Below are 16888 nucleotides of genomic sequence, written 5' to 3'. Positions count from 1 at the left end.
TGTCACGAGTTGGCATCCAGCAATTCGCCGATGTCCAGCAGGTGAACTTGGCGTCCGCCTTCGTTCTGGTCAACCGCGTGCGGGCTGTCGATGGCAACGGTTCGGCCATCGGGGCTGCATCTTGGGTGTGTATCACAACGCCATTCGCCGGTGTAGCGTTTGGGCGACGGGAAATGGCCCAGGTCAAACCGGCGGTTGCTGGGGACGTGGTACAGATAGACCGTTTGGCGTCGGGAACGATCGGGATAGGTGTCGTTGAGAATCCAGTCCCCGTGGTCGCCCGCCAAGTAGGTGTTGTGCCCATTGCTGGGCATTTTGTCAGCCCCCACCGGGCGAACGACGTCGGTCTGGTCGTCAAAAACATAGAAGCCGTTGGGTTGGCCGGCGGGACGAGTCCACATCGTCACAGCGTCATCGCCTTTCCAGATGAAGTGCGAGGTGTATCCGGAAGGGTCCAGCACATGCAGGTCGGATCCGTCCATGTTGGCGGTCAGCATGCGCGTCACGAAACCGCCTTTGTACTGCAGTGTCGCCGGATCGAACTCGGGACGATATCGATGCAGCACGATGAAACGTGTGCCGGAGGGATTGATCAGAAGGTGGTTGAAATAGTGCCAAGCGTCGGCGTGTTTGTCGCCGTCCGGCCACGGCAATTGAGCGACTTGGGCCAGCGACAGGATCAGTTCGCTGCGACCGGTTTGCAAATCGACCCGCCACACGCCGGATTCCTCGGGGGCACGCTCGTCGACATGTGGATCAGCCAGGCCGGAGTAACCGTATCCCGGACGGAGGTTGTTGATCCGCCGGAAATCGGCGGACAAACCGGTCCGGCCGTCTTGGCTGATCGTGTAAATCGGGCGATCGATGGTTCGGGTTTTTCCTGAATCCAAGTCATGGAGACGGCATACGAAGCGGTCGCCATCTTGGTCGTTCCAAAGCACTCGCTTGCCGTCTTGGCCGACGAACTGCAGCATGCATCCTTGTTGCCATCCCCAAGCTTGGCTGGTGCCCAGCGGGGTCCATTGGTCGTCGTTGGCCGTGTCAACGTAGCCCACACCGATGCGATCCTCGGCGTTGGGGCTGCGGCCTTCGAAGTCGATTTCATTGGACAACACAAAGCGGCCCGTGGGATCGAACTCTTGTTTGTCGTAGTACCCGAACCAGTGGAACTTTGGCCCGTGGGTGATCGTGCGGGTGGGCACGAGCGTTTCCAGGGGTCCCGTTTCGCCCGCCGATTCTTTTGCGAACGCAAAGGGGGACGTGTTCGCCAAGAGAGCAGAACCCGCGGCCAGGTTGGTGGCCAGAAACTGACGGCGGTGCAGGGGGGACGATGGGCGCATCGAGGAGACTCCAGGGGAAAGGAGGGAGGGGAGTTGGGGCGGGAATCGGAGGGCAGGAGGTGGGTGGGCCTAGGGAACGGCCCAGCAGTTTAATGCATTGGCTGTGCCCATCGGGGGAGGGAGGGCATCAGGACACGCCGAATCGATCGCCGGCGGCACAGAGGCAGGGCGGGGTGCGTTCCGAAAAACGTGCGGTCGAACAGGGGGACCGGGAGAAACGCGGCGATCGAGAATTGCCGCCGAGGCGTCCGCTAACGCTGTTCGCGATAGGTGGTGAAGCTGAGAAAAGCCAGCAATCCAGCGAAAATGACGAACCCGAAGTTCATCAACATGCTGGCCGACCCGAGGGGAGCCATGTCGCTCATTCCAGCCAGCCCCAGAAGCAAATCGGCTCCGAACAGCACCAGCAGCAGGATGGACGCCACAAGGCTGATTAGACAAAGAGCCTTGGGCATGGACGGGAACCTCAATCGATGTCGGAGAATCAGGGTGCAGTTCGGTCGGGACGGGGCCCGGTTCAGGCGAGCGAGACAGCTCGCGAGGCAAGGATAACAAACTCGCCTTCTAGGTTTGGCCGTCAGTATAGTTCGATGAAAAGAAAATACCCAAGTTCACGCGATTTCGCCATTTCCTCATCGCAGTTCGGTCGGGTTGGACCGCTCGCAGCAGTTGTCGGGACCCAATCCGCCTATCGTTTCAAGCGGATCGATGCGACGATAAAGGCATCTGCCACGGGAATTTGTTGTGGCGAGCGCGGTGCGAATTACGCACGCATTTGATGGATAGACCCTCTTTCGACAGGCAACCATGCGTCGGACGCTGTTATTGTTCCCACATGAATTCGCGGGCTGGCCCCTTTTTGGGGTGGGTTGGGCGTTGTTTTTTTTGGTGATCGCCGTGTTGGCCTTTGTGGGCTGGGAATCTCGTCGCGGTGGCGTGGGGGCAGTCGCCGCCATTCGCCAAATCGCTGGCTTTGCCCTGATGGCGGCGGTGATCTTGGTTTTCGTGGTTCCGCGAACGGAGCTGGTCAACTCGCTGGGCGAACCGGTCGGGGTGGCGGTCCGCGGGTACGGGATGTTCCTGATGCTGGCGGCGATCGCGTCGGTGGGCTTGGCTGCCTGGCGGGCGGAGCGTGCCGGATTGGGGGCAGATTCGATTTTGCAGCTGGCCCCCTGGACCTTCATCGGTGGCTTGCTCGGAGCCCGGATTTTCTATGTCACGCAGTACTTCGAAGATTTTCTGCGGCCGACCTGGACGGAAACGCTGCTGTCGATGGCGGCGCTGAATCAGGGCGGTTTGGTCGTCTATGGCGGCTTCATCGGTGGGTTCATCGCTTCGTTGATCGCGTTGAAACGGCACGGGACACCGATCTGGCGAATCGGCGATGTGATCATCCCCTGCATCTTTGTGGGGTTGTTGTTTGGCCGCTTGGGGTGCCTGATGAACGGGTGCTGCTACGGGGGCGCGTGTGAATCCGGGCCATTGGCGGTTCGGTTCCCGGCTGGATCCCAGGTTCACGCGGAGCAACTGTTGTCGGGCGAGTTGTTGGGAATCCAAGGGCGACCGATCTCATCCGAAGATGAAGTCCCGCCCGGTCAGTCGCGATTGATCGTGGATGCGGTGCGTCCCGATTCTTTGGCCAGCCAAGCAGGAATTGAAGCCGGGCAAACGTTGAGGATTGCTTTGGACAGTTCTTACCGAGACCAGGTGCCGCTGGACCGGCCGGTGGAAGAAGCCCTGCCCGGGGTGTTTGTGCTGGAAGGTGACGAAGTTTTGGCGAGATTTTCGCCGCAGGATCTGCCGGCGATTGCGGAGCCCGTTTGGGGCACGCAAATTATCAGTTCTGTTTTTGCAGCCATCATGTTCGTCGTATTGCTGATCGTGGAACGAATCCTGCACCGAGCACCCAAGCGAACCAGTGACGCCGCGACTGAGCGAGCAATCTCAGGAGGGAGTCGGCCGGGAGTGTTGATGCTGATTGGTTTCATCGCCTATGGCGTGTTGCGAATCGTGTTGGAATGGATTCGCGTCGATGAGAAAGGTCAGTTTGGAACCTCGTTGTCGATCTCTCAGTGGGTCAGTTTGATGGTCATTGCGGCCAGTTTGATCGCTTTGTTCATTCGTTGGCGAGGTGTGGCTGGAAACGAGAATGGACCCATGGAAAACGAGAACGATTCATGAAGATCGCCTGTTTCAGCACCAAGCCTTACGACGAGAAATTTTTGTCGGCGGCGGCGGAAAACTTCAGTCATGAAATGGTGTTCTTGGAACACCGCTTGGACGCTTCCACCGTGGTCTTGGTGGATGGCTGTGACGCCGTTTGCGCATTCGTCAACGACACACTCGATGCGTCCGTTCTGGAGAAGCTCAGCGAGTTTGGGATTGGCTTGCTGGCGATGCGGTGTGCTGGCATCAACAACGTGGATTTGGATGCTGCGGCGAAATTCGGAGTCCGAGTCGTGCGGGTCCCTCGCTACTCGCCGTACGCGGTTGCGGAGCACACGGTGGGGCTGATTTTGACTTTGAATCGCAAGATTCACAAAGCTTACAACCGAGTGCGTGAGAACAACTTTTCCATTGACGGGTTCTTGGGATTCGATCTGCACGGACGAACGTTCGGTGTGATTGGAACCGGTGCAATCGGTCGCGTTTTGGCGCGGATCATGAACGGGTTTGGGTGCCGGGTGTTGTTGTACGATCCCTACCCGAACGAAGAAGCCAAGCAGCTCGGCGAGTATGTTGCCTTGGAGCGTCTGCTGGCGGAGTCCGACTTGGTTTCGTTGCAGTGCCCGCTGACGCCGGAAACACACCATTTGATCAATGCGGATCGACTCAGCAAAATGAAACGTGGCGCGATGTTGGTCAACACATCACGTGGCGGTTTGGTGGACACCTCGGCGGCCATCGAAGGACTGAAATCCGGGCAATTGGGCGGGTTTGCATTGGATGTGTACGAAGAAGAATCCGGTGTGTTTTTCGAAGACCTTTCTCAGGAAGTCATGCAGGACGATGTGCTGTCACGATTGATGACGTTTCCCAATGTCTTGATCACTTCCCACCAGGCGTTCTTCACCCGGGAAGCTTTGGAAACGATCGCTCAAACCACACTTCAGAGCATCGATGCATTCAGTCGGGGTGAAGAATTGGTCAATGAGGTGGTTGCCACACCATCATGACTTCCGCACGTGTTCGCAGTGATGAATGGATGGACGATCCGGGGTTAGATCCTGAGCGTCATCGACAAGCTCTGGCTGGATTGGCTCGGTTGAACCGAATCAGTTTGGTTTCAAGGGTCTTTTATCCTCGGTTGGTCCGCTTGGCGGCCCAGCAGCCGCGGCGGCCTCTGCGGGTCTTGGATGTTGCCAGTGGCAGCGCTGATTTGCCGATCGATTGGCTGAGGCGAGCCAAGCGTCAAGGCATTCGGATGGAAGTCACGTCGCTGGATCGCAGCGAGTACGCGATGGACGTGGCGTTGGAATCGGCCAAGGCTGCCGGCGTGACGTTGGGAACGGTCGTGCGAGATTGTTTGACCGATGGATTGCCGTCGGGGTTTGATGTCGTGACCAATTCGTTGTTCATGCACCATTTGGAAAACTACCAAGCGGTCCGATTGATCCAAGAGATGTGGCGTGTGAGCGAACGCTCGGTGTTGATCTGTGATTTGGATCGTTCGTCCGTCAATCTGGCCTTGGTTGCCGCCGCGTCTCGTTTGGTTTCGCGGAGCGATGTGGTTCACCACGATGCCACCGCCAGTGTTCGTGCCGCGTTCAGTCGTCCCGAGTTTTCGGCGCTGCTTCGACAAGCGATGGGGTACGACATTCCGGTCCGGATTTCTTTTCCGTGTCGTTACTTGGCAGTGATTGACCAGGCTTGCGTGGCAGAATTGGCGGGGAGATCGTCGCCGATTCTGTCGGGTGCCATTCCGTGACCGGGGACGACGAAACTCGGGACTTGGGAAAGGTCGCGATCCTTGGCGCGGGCGTGGCGGGATCTGCCGCAGCCATTCGGTTTGCTCAGCGAGGTGCCCGGGTCACGTTGTTCGAAAAGTCGGTGTTCCCACGCGAAAAAGTTTGCGGGTGTTGCTTGGGAGCGGCGGGATTGGCGGCTTTGGATGCGATTGGCGTTGGTCAATCGGTTCGAGAACGCGGCGTTCCGACGAAGTTCTTCCAAGGTTTCTTTCAATCGTCTTCGTCGAAAGCGGCTTCCGCGGCAGAAATGAGTGCTTCACGACGGCCTGTGCCTGGTGTCTGCATCGGGTTCCGGGAAGGCGTTGCACTTTCGCGGGCGGAGTTGGACCAGCATCTGCTTCAGCTCGCCATTCAGTCCGGCGTTGAGGTGCGTCAGCCTTGCGAGGCGACCATTGTCAGGGAGTCGCAGGAGCAGGTTTGGATCGAGACTGGTTCGGGTTCGCCGGAGACGTTTGATTTGGTGGTTGTGTCGGCGGGGCTGACGGGTCGGTTCCGGCAGCGTGATGCGGCGGATCTTCCGTGGGTTGAAACCCCCCATGGTCCGATGGGGATTTCCGCGCACATGAGCGAACGTGACGCCCAGCAAATGGGGTGGCAATTGGACCTCGGCGAGATCCAAATGCATTGTGGAGCAGAGGGTTACGTGGGGATCGTGCGGCTTCCTGGTGGTGCCTTGGATCTGGCGGCCGCGATTCATCCGAGAAGGAAATTGGCTTCCGACACGGGCGGGGGGCGGCAGGCCATTCAGTCGCAAGTGCTGTCTCTGTTGTTGGCCTCGGGGCGGTTCAATTCATCGCAATCCCAGCAACTGGAGCATTGGTTCTGCGAGGTCGCTGATTGGCAAACAACCCCGCCGCTGCGGCGAAAACGGGTGAGCGGACGGGGGCGAATCGTCGCGATTGGCGATGCGGCTGGGTACGTGGAACCGCTCACCGGCGAAGGAATGACCTGGGGAATTGAGAGCGGTTTGGCGGTGGCTGATTTGTGGGCTTTGTATCGGATGCCGCAGATGACGCCTAACGGTGGAGGCGATTTTGGTGCAAACTGGGACCTTCGAGCATTGAAGTTTCAAACCCGCCGTCGGCAATTGTGTCGCTGGGTCACCAGGATGGTTCGATACCGTCCGGTTCGCTGGTTCGCATGTCACGGTCTCCGACGTGCAGATTGGTTGGCAGTTCCTTTCACTCGTAGTCTCGCAAACGGCCCGCGTTTCGACACAACGTCCCCCATCCACCGCACCGCATCGAGCTTCGCGGACACTTCTCTTCGGACTCACGTCTCTTCATGACTGCCCAGATTCTTTCCATCGCGACGGCTCATCCGACAAATCAAGCCGACCTCGCGTTTTCGACCCACTGCGCACAAAGCATGTCGTGCGAGGACGAAACCCAAGCTCTCAAGCTGGCCAAACTCTATCGCCGAACCGGAGTCGACACACGCGGCAGTGTGCTGGTCGAAAAAGGTGATGCGGGCGAGCTGACCCAGTCGTTCTACCCGCCTTTGGCAGACGGTGCTGATCGTGGGCCCACCATGGCCACTCGCAACGAACGGTATGCGGCCGAAGCGCCCGTGCTCGCATGCCGAGCGGGACAAGCTGCTCTGGATGGCAGCGGCATCTCGCCGGACGACGTCACGCACGTGGTCACCGTCACTTGCACAGGGTTCACCGCGCCGGGAATCGATGTGCAGCTGATTGACCAGCTCGGCTTGCCAATCACAACCCAGCGAATCCAAGTTGGGTTCATGGGTTGCCATGGGTTGGTCAACGCTCTTCGTACCGCACGAGGGTTGGTCGCGGCCGACGCCGATGCGGTGGTCTTGATCGTTTGCATCGAGCTTTGCAGCCTGCACTATCAGTATGGTTACGACGCTCAGCGGATTGTGTCCGGGTCGTTGTTCGCCGATGGTTCCGCTGGGTTGATTGTTGCCGGGGACGATTGTCCTGAATCAAGCAGTGTCGATTCCCCGCTGGGCGAAATCGTCTCGGTGGGATCCTGCCTGATTCGCGACAGTCACGATGCCATGACGTGGCGGATTGGTGACAACGGATTCATCATGACACTCGAATCCAGTGTGCCCGGATTCATTGAAAAGAACCTGCGAGACTTCATCGTGCCTTGGCTGGCGAAATCGGGATTGGATTTGGATTCGATCGGCGGTTGGGCGGTGCATCCCGGCGGCGTGCGGATTTTGCAGTCGGTCGAAACCGCGTTGGAGTTGCCAGCGGACGCGCTGGACATTTCTCGGGAAGTGTTGCGGGAGCACGGCAACATGTCGTCGGCAACGCTCGGGTTTGTTCTGCAGAAGTTCCAGCAACGAAACGTGCCTGGTCCGTGGTTGATGCTGGGATTTGGTCCCGGCCTTGAAATCGAAGTCGCCGTCATTCGCTGAGCGATTGCGACTGCTTCTCGGGGGAGCGTCACTTTTGGCCCGGAGGTCTTCTGACAGGGCCGGGCCGAGGGTATTCTGTTGGCATGAATATCACCAAATGCATTGATTCAGCCGGCCAAATTCGCGTTGCTTTGGTCGAAGACGGCAACCTGATCCCGCTTCAAACGACGGCGGAGCTTCCCACGTTGTCTGCGATTCTGGCGGCGGAGAATCCCAAGGCCGCGGCGGCGTCCTTGGCCCGCGATCAATCCATCGCGATCGATGATTCAACGCAGTGGTTGCCACCCATCGATCAGCAAGAAGTTTGGGCCGCCGGGGTGACCTACAAACGCAGTCAAACGGCACGGATGGAAGAGTCCGAAGCCGCCGCGTCGTGCTACGACCGGGTGTACAACGCGGATCGTCCAGAGATCTTTTTCAAGGCCACACCATCCCGCGTCAGCGGCCACCAACAACCGCTTCGCATTCGAACCGATGCCAAGTGGAATGTGCCGGAACCGGAGATCACATTGGTGCTCAGTCCCGCGTTGAAGATCGTTGGATTGACGGTCGGCAACGACATGAGCTCGCGGGACATCGAAGGGGAGAACCCGTTGTACCTGCCACAGGCGAAATGCTACGACCAATGCGCGGGGCTGGGTCCGTGGATCACGTTGATGGATGAGCTGCCCTCGGCCGATGCCATCACCGTGGACCTGAAGATCGTGCGCGATGGAGCCATCGTTTTTGATCAAGCGACGTCGGCGGCTGAGATGGCTCGCAAGTTTGACGATTTGGTTCAGTGGCTGGGACGTGACAACACGATGGCCGACGGAGCGTTCTTGATGACCGGAACCGGAATTGTTCCCACCAGTGATTTCACGCTGCTTCCCGATGACGTTGTGAACATCACGATCGGTGGTGTGGGCACGTTGTCCAATCGGATTGTTCAAGGTGCAGGATCCTGAGCCCAGCTCAACGCCAACAGCAGTGTTTGTGTCGCTTCAGCCAACGGTGACGCCTGCCGAGCGACTGCCGTTGGCCTGTTGGCTCAACGTGCTGTCGTTCGATGCGGTCTTGGTCGCGCTGCTCTGGCAGTTTGTTTTTATCCTGGCATTCTGTGGGCGAACGCCACACTGGTACGAATCGTTTGTCTTGGCCTCGGTCGTGTGGCTGATCTACGTCGCCGACCGGTTGCTGGATGGGTCGCGATTGGATCTGTCGCGACCCCATCTGGTCCGCCACCGGATGCATCACCAACACGCGAGGGTTTGGATGCTGACTTGGGTGGCCGTTTTGTTGGCGGCCAGTGGGGTGGTCGTGGCCTGGATGGATACGGTCGTGATCCGGATGGGGCTGTTGGTTGCGACATCCGTGTTGGTGTATGGGGCTGGCGTGCATTTCTGGCCAGGACGCTCCACGGTCCGGCACGTTTTCGCGAAGGAAGTTCAGGTCGGTGTGATCTTTGCCGCCGGCGTCAGCTTGATCGCTTGGTTGGAGGCCCCCAGTGTTTCGTTGGGGGTGGCGTGTGCCGCGTCGGCACTGCTGTTCACTGCAAATTGCTGGGCGGTCGCGAAGCGAGAATCGGTGGCGGATCAAAATTTCGATGCAGATCGCTCCAGAAGCTCACGGTGTGAGCTGGTGGCAACGTGGGGCGTGGCGGCGGTGGCGGGAGTCAGCGGGATCGTCGGTGGGTTGCCTTTGCTGATGGCGGTTTGTTTGCTCGGCAGTTCCATCGCGTTGCTTGCAACAACCTGTTGCTGGCGATGGAAGGGCAGGGGCCTCAGTGAATGGAGTCGCTGGTCGTCATCGGTCGATGTCCGACGACCTTGGTTTGATCGATGGGTGCCCATGGCCGATTGGTCGCTGATCGTTTTGCCAGTGATTTGCTGGGCAATTCTTTGAGCGACTCGGTGCGAGGTTATGACCGTCTGGCTCGGTGGTATTGGTTGCTGGAGAAACCGGTCTTCCGCAATGAGCTGCAACGGGCTCGCATGGCGTTGTTGTCGGAGTTGCCGCCGGTCGCTCGCATTCTGATGCTGGGCGAGGGGGACGGCCGTTTGTTGGCGGAGGTCTTGCGAACGCAGCCTCATGCTTTCGTCACCAGCGTCGAACAAAGCCCGGAGATGTTGCGGCTTCAACGAGAGCGAGTGCTTCAGTGGGGGGCCAGTGATCGAGTTCGTTTGGTAGGTCAGGACGCGACGGATTGGAGTGCGAAGGGGCAGACGTTCGCTTGCGTCATCACGCCGTTCTTCCTGGATTGTTTTCGCGAAGCGGAATTGCGTTGCCACCTGCCCAAGTGGTTGGCGTTGGTCGAACCGGGAGGTTGGTTTTATCACGTCGACTTCGTGCTGCCTTCCTCGGGTTGGCGGCGTCTGCGAGCGAAGTTTTGGAGCGGTGTGATGCATCGCTTCTTCGCCTGGCAGACCGGGCTCACGTCGCAGTCTTTGGTCGCGGTGGAGCCGTTCTTGGGCGCGGACAAGTGGAGCGTGCATCGAACTCAGGTGCTCAATCACGGGTTTCTGCAGGCTCGTCTGTATCGTCGATTGCCCAAGCAGGATGGGCAGGTGTCCTCGTGGTCTGTTACAGCTGAATCTTCGGGTAGCGAAACTCGTCAAGGGTTTCGACTGTCCCGTGATCTTCGAAAGTCTTGACGACTTTCGCTACGTCTCTATTCGATCTATCCGAAAATCAAGCTGCGGTCGACCACGAGCGCGGTTTGCAATGGCACTTGTCAGTTTGGGACGCAGCCCCGACGATACGCGACCGCCCGTAGGCGGCATGGGGTTCCTTTTCGCTTTCGAAACGCTTTGTTTTTGCCGAGAATCGGCTTGCTTTTATGAATGATTCCACCCTCGATCCTCCTGGTTCCATTGTTGTGATTGGCACCACGGAGTTGGGGATTGAAGCGGCTCTGTATGGTCGTTTCCTCGGGTACGATGTGACTTTGGTGGGCGGCGCGGACGCCTGGGCTGACCGTCCAAATGCCGACGAACCGGCTCAGCGAATCGGTCCCACCTTTCGTGGGGATTGGTTCGGGCGGCATTGGTTGGATGGGCGTGAGCTGGCGGAATGCTGGGACCTTCCGTCTCCGATGTTGCCGGATCGAAGTCTGTCGCCGTTGGCTTTCAATGCGATCGCGGCGCAGCGTGGTGATGAGATTCCCGCTGCCTTGCCGGTGACGATTGGCGAGTGGATCCAGGACGGGTTGCTCGCGGTGACCCGGTCCGATTTGCTGCGAGGTCGGGTGTGGCCCAACGTGATGGTGACAGCGGTCGAAACCGTGGACGTTGTGGTCGAGCCCGATGAAGAAGCGGACGCTGACGATGAATCGGAGGTTTCCATCCCGCCGGACTACCGGTTGCAGTATCAGAATCTTGCCGGTGCCGATGACAACGCACCCGAATCACAGCAATGCGAATGTGTGATTGTGGCTGGGTTGCCGGAGGAGGCACGCGGGTTTGCCAAGCCTGACTCTGATGAGTATTGGTTTGAACTCGCCGGTGCAGAGACCAGCGACGCGGAAGAAATGTTGCGGGAAGGCCAACGCCAAATCGCAGCGATCTATGCGCAGTTGATGGGACGTGAAGAGTTGGACTTGTATCGTCCGCTTCGCGGTTGATCGATCGCAAAATGCCGCTGTGATCGACGCGAGTCGCGTGGTGCGACCGTTGATTTACAGAGCCGTTTCGGCGTTGGCCTGGGCTGCCCGATCTTCGGCGTTGGCGGCTTCTTGGGGACGTCTGTTTTGTTCCGACGTCAGTCCTTCTTCATCCCGGTAGGGATGCCAGATGGTAGCCTGGGGTTGCTGCGTAGCAGCGTACCCCAGGGAAACGAGCCGCAAAAAAACTCACCATCCCGCCGTGGCCATTGGCCACGGCGGGATGGTGAGTGGCGGCGTGGGAGGGCATGTCCATCGGTGGCGCTATCGCTTGCCGATGGCTACCATCTGATATCCCTACCGGGATAAAAGTAAAGACAAGGGCGATGCCCCTGGCTTCGATGAGGATGGCCGTTGGCCAACAAAACCCACTGCAACAGCGCAACTTCAAAAGTTATGCTTCGGGTGGGCTGACTTGCTCGGGGTGAGGTTCGGCGGGGGCTTTCAGGTCGATCACGGGACTGCCCCACTGGACGTCCATGGGTTCGCTGCACGAGGTGCAGTTGGTGGTCGTGCCCATCGTGGTGTCATCGATCACCTGAGGCGTGTCGCAGTGTGGGCAGGTGACTCGGATCATGCCGCTGGGTTCGGTCATGGCATCGAGTTGAGCGTCGGTGAGGTCTGGGATTTCGATGTCGGAAGGCTGAAGCGTGGTCAGCAATTCTCGCGTGATTTCCATGGAACCTGCGATTCGGTTTGCCAAGCGGCGGACGCTGCGTTCGAACGAGTTGCGAGACGTCCGGCCGTTGCCAAAGTGGCGATCGCGATTGAAGTACAGATGCGTGAAGCCACGCAGGAGTCGTCGTCGGCTCTGGGTGGGGATCACGTACTGGGCTTTGGCAGCGATCAGTTCAAAGATCCGGCACAGGGCCTCGGGGTCGTAGTCGTCGAAGTGCATGGTGGTGCCGACCCGTGAGCTGAGTCCCGGGTTGCTGCGGATCATCTTCGTCATTTCTTTGGGGTAGCCCGCCAGAATCACAACCAAGCGGTCGCGTTGGTCCTCCATCCGCTTCAGCAGGGTTTGGATGGCTTCGCGGCCGTATTGGTCTTGGCCGCTTTCATCGATCAACGTGTAGGCTTCATCGATGAACAGCACGCCATCGAGCGCTTCATCGATTTTCGCGTTGGTCTTGGGGCCTGTTTGGCCAGCGTATTCGGCGACCAAGCCACTGCGATCGGTTTCCACCAAGTGGCCCTTTTCTAGCACGCCCAGTCCGCCGTAGATTTCCGCGATGATCCGAGCGACGGTGGTCTTGCCGGTGCCGGGATTGCCAACGAAGGCCATGTGCAGGCTGGGTTTGGTCGTGGGCAAGCCTGCTTGGGCGCGGTGGCGTTCCATCGCCAGGAAGTTCGCCAGCGTTTGAATTTGATTCTTGATGGCATCCAGTCCGATCAAGCGATCCAGTTTGGCTCGCGCGTCGGCCAAGCGTTCTTCGGCCGTTCGTGCGTCAATTTCTTCCGGTTCCTTGGGGGTGGTTCGGGGGGTGTCGGCGGAGGCAGGGGGACCGCCACCGGCGCGTGTTGGCAGGGGCTTGTTCGCGGCGTCGTGGCCTGTGCCTTCATGCAGTCGTTTGGCTTCGGAACGCAACCAGGAGATCGCTTCGCGAGCATTGTCCAGGTCGGCTTGATGATCCAGCGTCGGGGACTCAGGCATTTCCGTCGTCGCGGTGACGCTGGTGGGTGACTTGGCGACGTGCTTGGCGTTTTCCAGGCCATCGAGCAGGGACTGCAATCGTGTGCGTTCATCGCTGCTGTCGTCCCCGTCGACCATCGCGATCAGGTTCGCCATCCGGGTTGCCGCAGTGATGACTTCGCCCCAGCGGTCGCGAAGCGAGGGGATTTCGAGGAAGGGGCGGGTGACTTCGTACCAGGAAAAGCCTTCGGCAGTGGTGATCAGCCAATCGATCGCTTCGTGCAGTTTGCTGCCTTGAACGGTTTCGCCCCACACGTGTTCCAGGAGGATCCGACCAAGCTGGCGTTGTTCGAGGTTGCGAGCGCTGCTGGCGGGCACCATGGTCGCGAACACCTTCATCACGAAACCTTCGTGCAGGTCAGCCATCTGCTGGGGCAGGTTGCGGTTGCTGGCTGATGCGGCCTTGTCGGCTCCTGCCAGCCAACCGTAGCTGCCCTCAGCGATTTCACCCGATTCGACGAACAGATTCAGCGTTTGCTGAAGGGCTTCGCGATACAGCCGAATGGATTGCAGGATCGCGTCGTCGCTGGGGGAACTCATGGCTGGAATCCGAGGGTGACAAGGGCATCAAAAAGACCGTCGTAAGTATTTGGAAAACAATGGCTTGCGTCAATGTTCAGAAAGCCCCACGGCGTTGTGAAAAACGATTGAACGAGGTAAAATAGGCATTCCAACTTTGGGCCTGCGGATCATTGATCGGCACCCGCCCGCTTCCCCCGCGATAAACGAGCAAATCCCTTGGCTGAAGACGGCGAAAATCAGGAACCAGGCGACGAAAACGCGGGCGAAGTGAACGGATCCGCAGAGGACAACGGCGGCCAGGAAAGCGGGGCTGACACCACCGACACCTCCTCCGGTGGCGGGATGGTCGATCCACCCAGTATTGGAGGTCCTCCCGGTGGTGCGGCCCCACCGCCTGGCGATGACGCCGGCCCTCCTGACCCTCACGGGGGGCATGGTGCGCTGCGGATGGTCAATCTGCCCATCCAAGACGAACTTCGCGAGAGCTACCTGACGTACGCGATGAGCGTGATCGTCAGTCGAGCCTTGCCCGATGTGCGTGACGGATTGAAACCGTCTCAGCGTCGGATCTTGGTTGCCATGAACGACTTGAATCTCGGCCCAGGCAGCAAGCGGGTCAAATGCGCTAAAATTTCCGGTGACACCTCGGGGAACTATCACCCGCACGGTGAAAGTGTGATCTACCCGACGCTCGTTCGGATGGCTCAAGAGTGGAACATGCGATGCTTGTTGATCGACAAGCAGGGGAACTTCGGGAGCGTCGCGGGGTTGCCTCCGGCTGCCATGCGATACACAGAAGCTCGCATGGGCGCCGTCGCAGCCGCGATGTTGGAAGACTTGAAACTCGACACCGTCGACTACATCCCGACCTACGATGAAGCGAGAACCGAACCAACGGTCTTGCCCAGCAAGTTCCCCAACTTGTTGATCAACGGTTCAGGTGGCATCGCGGTCGGGATGGCAACCAGCATCCCACCTCACAACCCGACTGAAGTTTGCGATGCCTTGATCAAGTTGATCGAAGAACCGGACACTTCGATCGATGAGCTGTGCGAGATCATTCCCGGCCCTGACTTCCCGACGGGCGGCATCATCTGTGGCCGCGCCGGCGTGCGTCGCGGTTACAAGACCGGACGAAGCACGATGGTCGTGCGTGCCCGTTGCCAAATCGAAGAGATGAAGGGCAACCGAAGTCGCATCGTCATCACCGAGATTCCTTACCAGCAATATCGCGACCGGATCATTGAAAAGATCGCGGCGCTCGTGAACGGAGACCGAATCAAAGGGATCTCCGGCATTCGCGATGAAAGCGATCTGAAGGAACCCGTTCGATTGGTGGTCGAGCTGAAACGTGGCGAAGATCCCGATGTGATCTTGAACCAGCTGTATCAGTTCTCGCCGCTGCAGGACACGTTCTCGCTGATCTTCTTGGCTCTCGTCGACGGCAAGCCTCGTGAGCTGACGTTGAAGGAGATGCTGGCAGAGTTCCTGCGTCACCGTGTCACGGTCATTCGTCGACGTACCCAGTTTTTGCTTGCTCGGGCCCGTCGTCGCAAACACACCGTGGAAGGTTTGTTGCTGGCACTCGCCAACATCGACGAGATCATTCAAACGATCCGCACCAGCCGCACTCAGCCCGAAGCAAAAGAACGCTTGATGGGCATCCAGTGCCCCGCATCGATGATGCAGCGGGCTCTTGGTGATGTTGGGTTCAAACAGTTCCAGTTGGAACGCGGCGAAGCCGATGCGTACACGCTGACCAGCGTCCAGACCGACGAAATTCTTCGCATGCGTTTGGGCCAATTGGTCAACTTGGAACAGGAGAAGCTCTCGGGTGAACACGCTGAGCTGCTGAAGGAAATCATCGACTACATCGAGATCCTGGCCAGCCCCACCCGGATCAATGGCATCATCAAGGATGACCTTGAGGAGATGAAGCGTCGCTTTGGCAACAAGCGTCGAACCGAGATCAGCAACGAAGAGCTGGGCAACATCGACCTGGAAGATTTGATCACGGAAGAGACGATGGTTGTTTCCATCAGTCACCGTGGTTACATCAAACGCACGCCGACCAGCGTTTACAACACGCAGCGTCGTGGCGGCAAAGGCATGAAGGGTGCCAAGAGCGACACCGAAGATCCAATTGAGCACCTGTTCGTCGCCAGCACGCACGCGTACCTGTTGTTCTTCACCACGGCAGGGAAAGTCCGTTGGCAGAAGGTCTATGACATCCCGCAGCTCGCTCGTGATGCCAAGGGCCGTGCGATCGTGAACCTGTTGCAAATGGAAGAGGGCGAGCAGATCGCGGAGTGCTTGGCCGTTCGCGATTTCAATCAGCCTGGTCACACCATCGTGATGACGACCAAGAGCGGCTTGGTGAAGAAGACTCCGCTCGAACAATACAGTCGACCAAAACGAGGCGGCATCATCGCCATCAAACTTCGCGAAGGCGATGAATTGGTGGATGCTGCGGTGGTTGGACCTGGCGATGAAGTCATTTTGGTCACGTCCGACGGCATGGCGATCCGTTTCCGTGAATCGGATTCGCGTCCGATGGGACGAAACACGTCTGGCGTGAAGGGGATCTCTTTGGTCGGCGACGACGCCGTGGTGGGAATGGTGGTGACCGATCCCGATGCGACCCTGCTGACGGTTTGCAAACACGGTTACGGCAAACGAACGCCGTTTGGACCCAATGTGTCAGACGTTGCCGAAAACGACTCGGACGACAGCAGCGATTCCAGCGAAAGCGGTGACGACGAAAATGCATCGTCCAGCGGTTCGGCTCGCTATCGCACCCAAAAACGTGGCGGCAAAGGTCTGCGCGATATCAAGACCAGCGAACGAAATGGCAAGGTGATCGGAATCGCTCGTGTCAACGACGATGACGAGCTGTTCTTGATGACCGCCAAAGGCAAGCTGCAACGAATCAGTGCCGGCGATATCAACGTGATCGGGCGTAACACACAAGGTGTTCGCATCATGAACGTCGATGACGGCGATGAATTGATCGCGGTCGTTCGCGTGCCAGCGGAAGAGAACGAAGGCGAAGATTCCGAAGCGGAAGCCACCACTGAAGCCGATCCCTCCGCCGAAGTCGCGGCAGAAGCCGAGGGCCCGACAGAAGCGGATGCCGGTCCGGAAACGGATGCGGCTCCGGAATGAGGTTAGATCAGGTCTGACCTGACAGTCACGGCGATGCGTTCGCGCAAAGCCGTCCCTAAGCACCACGTGAACAACAAGTGACTTAGCGGAAGGGCGCGAGCCCTCCGGTGCCTCACCGGGCGGCTTGCGCCACACCGCTAACATCGTCACTTGTTGTTCACGCGTTGCT

At 58.8% G+C, this 16888-nt stretch carries 13 protein-coding genes; 10 read left to right on the top strand and 3 right to left on the bottom strand.

Features of this window, described 5'->3' with window-relative positions:
- Positions 1-2: 2 nt before the first annotated feature.
- Together UH5x_RS14635 and UH5x_RS14630 are read right to left on the bottom strand one after the other, a co-directional pair.
- Positions 3-1340, bottom strand: a complete 1338-nt coding sequence (locus tag UH5x_RS14635) for a hypothetical protein (protein ID WP_482632822.1) — start codon at positions 1338-1340, stop codon at positions 3-5.
- 251 nt (positions 1341-1591) lie between these two features.
- Positions 1592-1795 (bottom strand): hypothetical protein, encoded by a 204-nt coding sequence (locus UH5x_RS14630; protein WP_047815705.1) that lies wholly within the window; start codon positions 1793-1795, stop codon positions 1592-1594.
- A 352-nt stretch (positions 1796-2147) separates the two neighbouring features.
- On the opposite strand from UH5x_RS14630, the gene UH5x_RS14625 reads away from it, so the two are divergent.
- The 9 genes from UH5x_RS14625 (at position 2148) to UH5x_RS14585 (ending at position 11300) form a co-directional block, all read left to right on the top strand.
- Complete coding sequence (locus UH5x_RS14625) at positions 2148-3521, top strand: prolipoprotein diacylglyceryl transferase (protein ID WP_482632821.1); 1374 nt, start codon at positions 2148-2150, stop codon at positions 3519-3521.
- Positions 3518-4516: a 2-hydroxyacid dehydrogenase gene (locus tag UH5x_RS14620; protein WP_047815707.1), complete on the top strand. Its 999-nt coding sequence runs from the start codon at positions 3518-3520 to the stop codon at positions 4514-4516. The genes UH5x_RS14625 and UH5x_RS14620 overlap by 4 nt, the downstream gene beginning before the upstream one ends.
- Positions 4513-5268 carry a methyltransferase domain-containing protein gene (locus UH5x_RS14615; RefSeq protein ID WP_047815708.1) on the top strand — a complete coding sequence of 252 codons (756 nt, stop codon included), beginning with the start codon at positions 4513-4515 and terminating at the stop codon, positions 5266-5268. The genes UH5x_RS14620 and UH5x_RS14615 overlap by 4 nt, the downstream gene beginning before the upstream one ends.
- The gene (locus UH5x_RS14610) at positions 5211-6596 is read left to right on the top strand and encodes an NAD(P)/FAD-dependent oxidoreductase (protein WP_482632820.1); all 1386 of its coding nucleotides are present in this window, start codon (positions 5211-5213) and stop codon (positions 6594-6596) included. The genes UH5x_RS14615 and UH5x_RS14610 overlap by 58 nt, the downstream gene beginning before the upstream one ends.
- On the top strand, positions 6593-7699 hold the full coding sequence (locus tag UH5x_RS14605; RefSeq protein WP_047815710.1) for a type III polyketide synthase: 1107 nt from the start codon (positions 6593-6595) through the stop codon (positions 7697-7699). Before UH5x_RS14610 ends, UH5x_RS14605 begins: the two co-directional genes overlap by 4 nt.
- A gap of 83 nt (positions 7700-7782) precedes the next feature.
- Positions 7783-8646: a fumarylacetoacetate hydrolase family protein gene (locus UH5x_RS14600; protein ID WP_047815711.1), complete on the top strand. Its 864-nt coding sequence runs from the start codon at positions 7783-7785 to the stop codon at positions 8644-8646.
- A gap of 28 nt (positions 8647-8674) precedes the next feature.
- Positions 8675-9583, top strand: coding sequence for a hypothetical protein (locus tag UH5x_RS14595; RefSeq protein ID WP_482632819.1), 909 nt, complete (start codon positions 8675-8677; stop codon positions 9581-9583).
- A complete protein-coding gene (locus UH5x_RS14590) occupies positions 9520-10332 on the top strand; it encodes a class I SAM-dependent methyltransferase (RefSeq protein ID WP_482632818.1) in 813 nt (270 codons plus the stop codon). Before UH5x_RS14595 ends, UH5x_RS14590 begins: the two co-directional genes overlap by 64 nt.
- Before the next feature lie 185 nt (positions 10333-10517).
- Entirely contained in the window at positions 10518-11300 is a 783-nt protein-coding gene (locus UH5x_RS14585) for a hypothetical protein (RefSeq protein ID WP_482632817.1), read from the top strand.
- A 433-nt stretch (positions 11301-11733) separates the two neighbouring features.
- Here the strand turns inward: UH5x_RS14585 and UH5x_RS14580 are convergent, their stop codons facing one another.
- Positions 11734-13572 (bottom strand): AAA family ATPase, encoded by a 1839-nt coding sequence (locus UH5x_RS14580; RefSeq protein ID WP_482632816.1) that lies wholly within the window; start codon positions 13570-13572, stop codon positions 11734-11736.
- 198 nt (positions 13573-13770) lie between these two features.
- Here UH5x_RS14580 and gyrA point away from each other — a divergent pair, with 198 nt between their 5' ends.
- A complete protein-coding gene (gene gyrA, locus UH5x_RS14575; protein WP_482632815.1) occupies positions 13771-16719 on the top strand; it encodes a DNA gyrase subunit A in 2949 nt (982 codons plus the stop codon).
- The last annotated feature ends 169 nt before the right edge of the window (positions 16720-16888 follow it).

Source organism: Rhodopirellula sp. UH5 (assembly GCF_056839225.1).
The sequence above is the reverse complement of the archived record's forward strand: the minus strand, read 5'-3'. Positions and strand labels throughout refer to the sequence as shown.

Excerpts from the sequence above, each read along its gene's own strand:
- UH5x_RS14600 (WP_047815711.1), top strand. The coding sequence starts at position 7,783 with ATGAATATCACCAAATGCATTGATTCAGCCGGCCAAATTCGCGTTGCT.
- UH5x_RS14630 (WP_047815705.1), bottom strand. The coding sequence starts at position 1,795 with ATGCCCAAGGCTCTTTGTCTAATCAGCCTTGTGGCGTCCATCCTGCTG.
- UH5x_RS14590 (WP_482632818.1), top strand. The coding sequence starts at position 9,520 with ATGGGTGCCCATGGCCGATTGGTCGCTGATCGTTTTGCCAGTGATTTG.
- UH5x_RS14615 (WP_047815708.1), top strand. The coding sequence starts at position 4,513 with ATGACTTCCGCACGTGTTCGCAGTGATGAATGGATGGACGATCCGGGG.
- UH5x_RS14605 (WP_047815710.1), top strand. The coding sequence starts at position 6,593 with ATGACTGCCCAGATTCTTTCCATCGCGACGGCTCATCCGACAAATCAA.
- UH5x_RS14620 (WP_047815707.1), top strand. The coding sequence starts at position 3,518 with ATGAAGATCGCCTGTTTCAGCACCAAGCCTTACGACGAGAAATTTTTG.
- UH5x_RS14625 (WP_482632821.1), top strand. The coding sequence starts at position 2,148 with ATGCGTCGGACGCTGTTATTGTTCCCACATGAATTCGCGGGCTGGCCC.
- UH5x_RS14585 (WP_482632817.1), top strand. The coding sequence starts at position 10,518 with ATGAATGATTCCACCCTCGATCCTCCTGGTTCCATTGTTGTGATTGGC.
- UH5x_RS14635 (WP_482632822.1), bottom strand. The coding sequence starts at position 1,340 with ATGCGCCCATCGTCCCCCCTGCACCGCCGTCAGTTTCTGGCCACCAAC.
- UH5x_RS14580 (WP_482632816.1), bottom strand. The coding sequence starts at position 13,572 with ATGAGTTCCCCCAGCGACGACGCGATCCTGCAATCCATTCGGCTGTAT.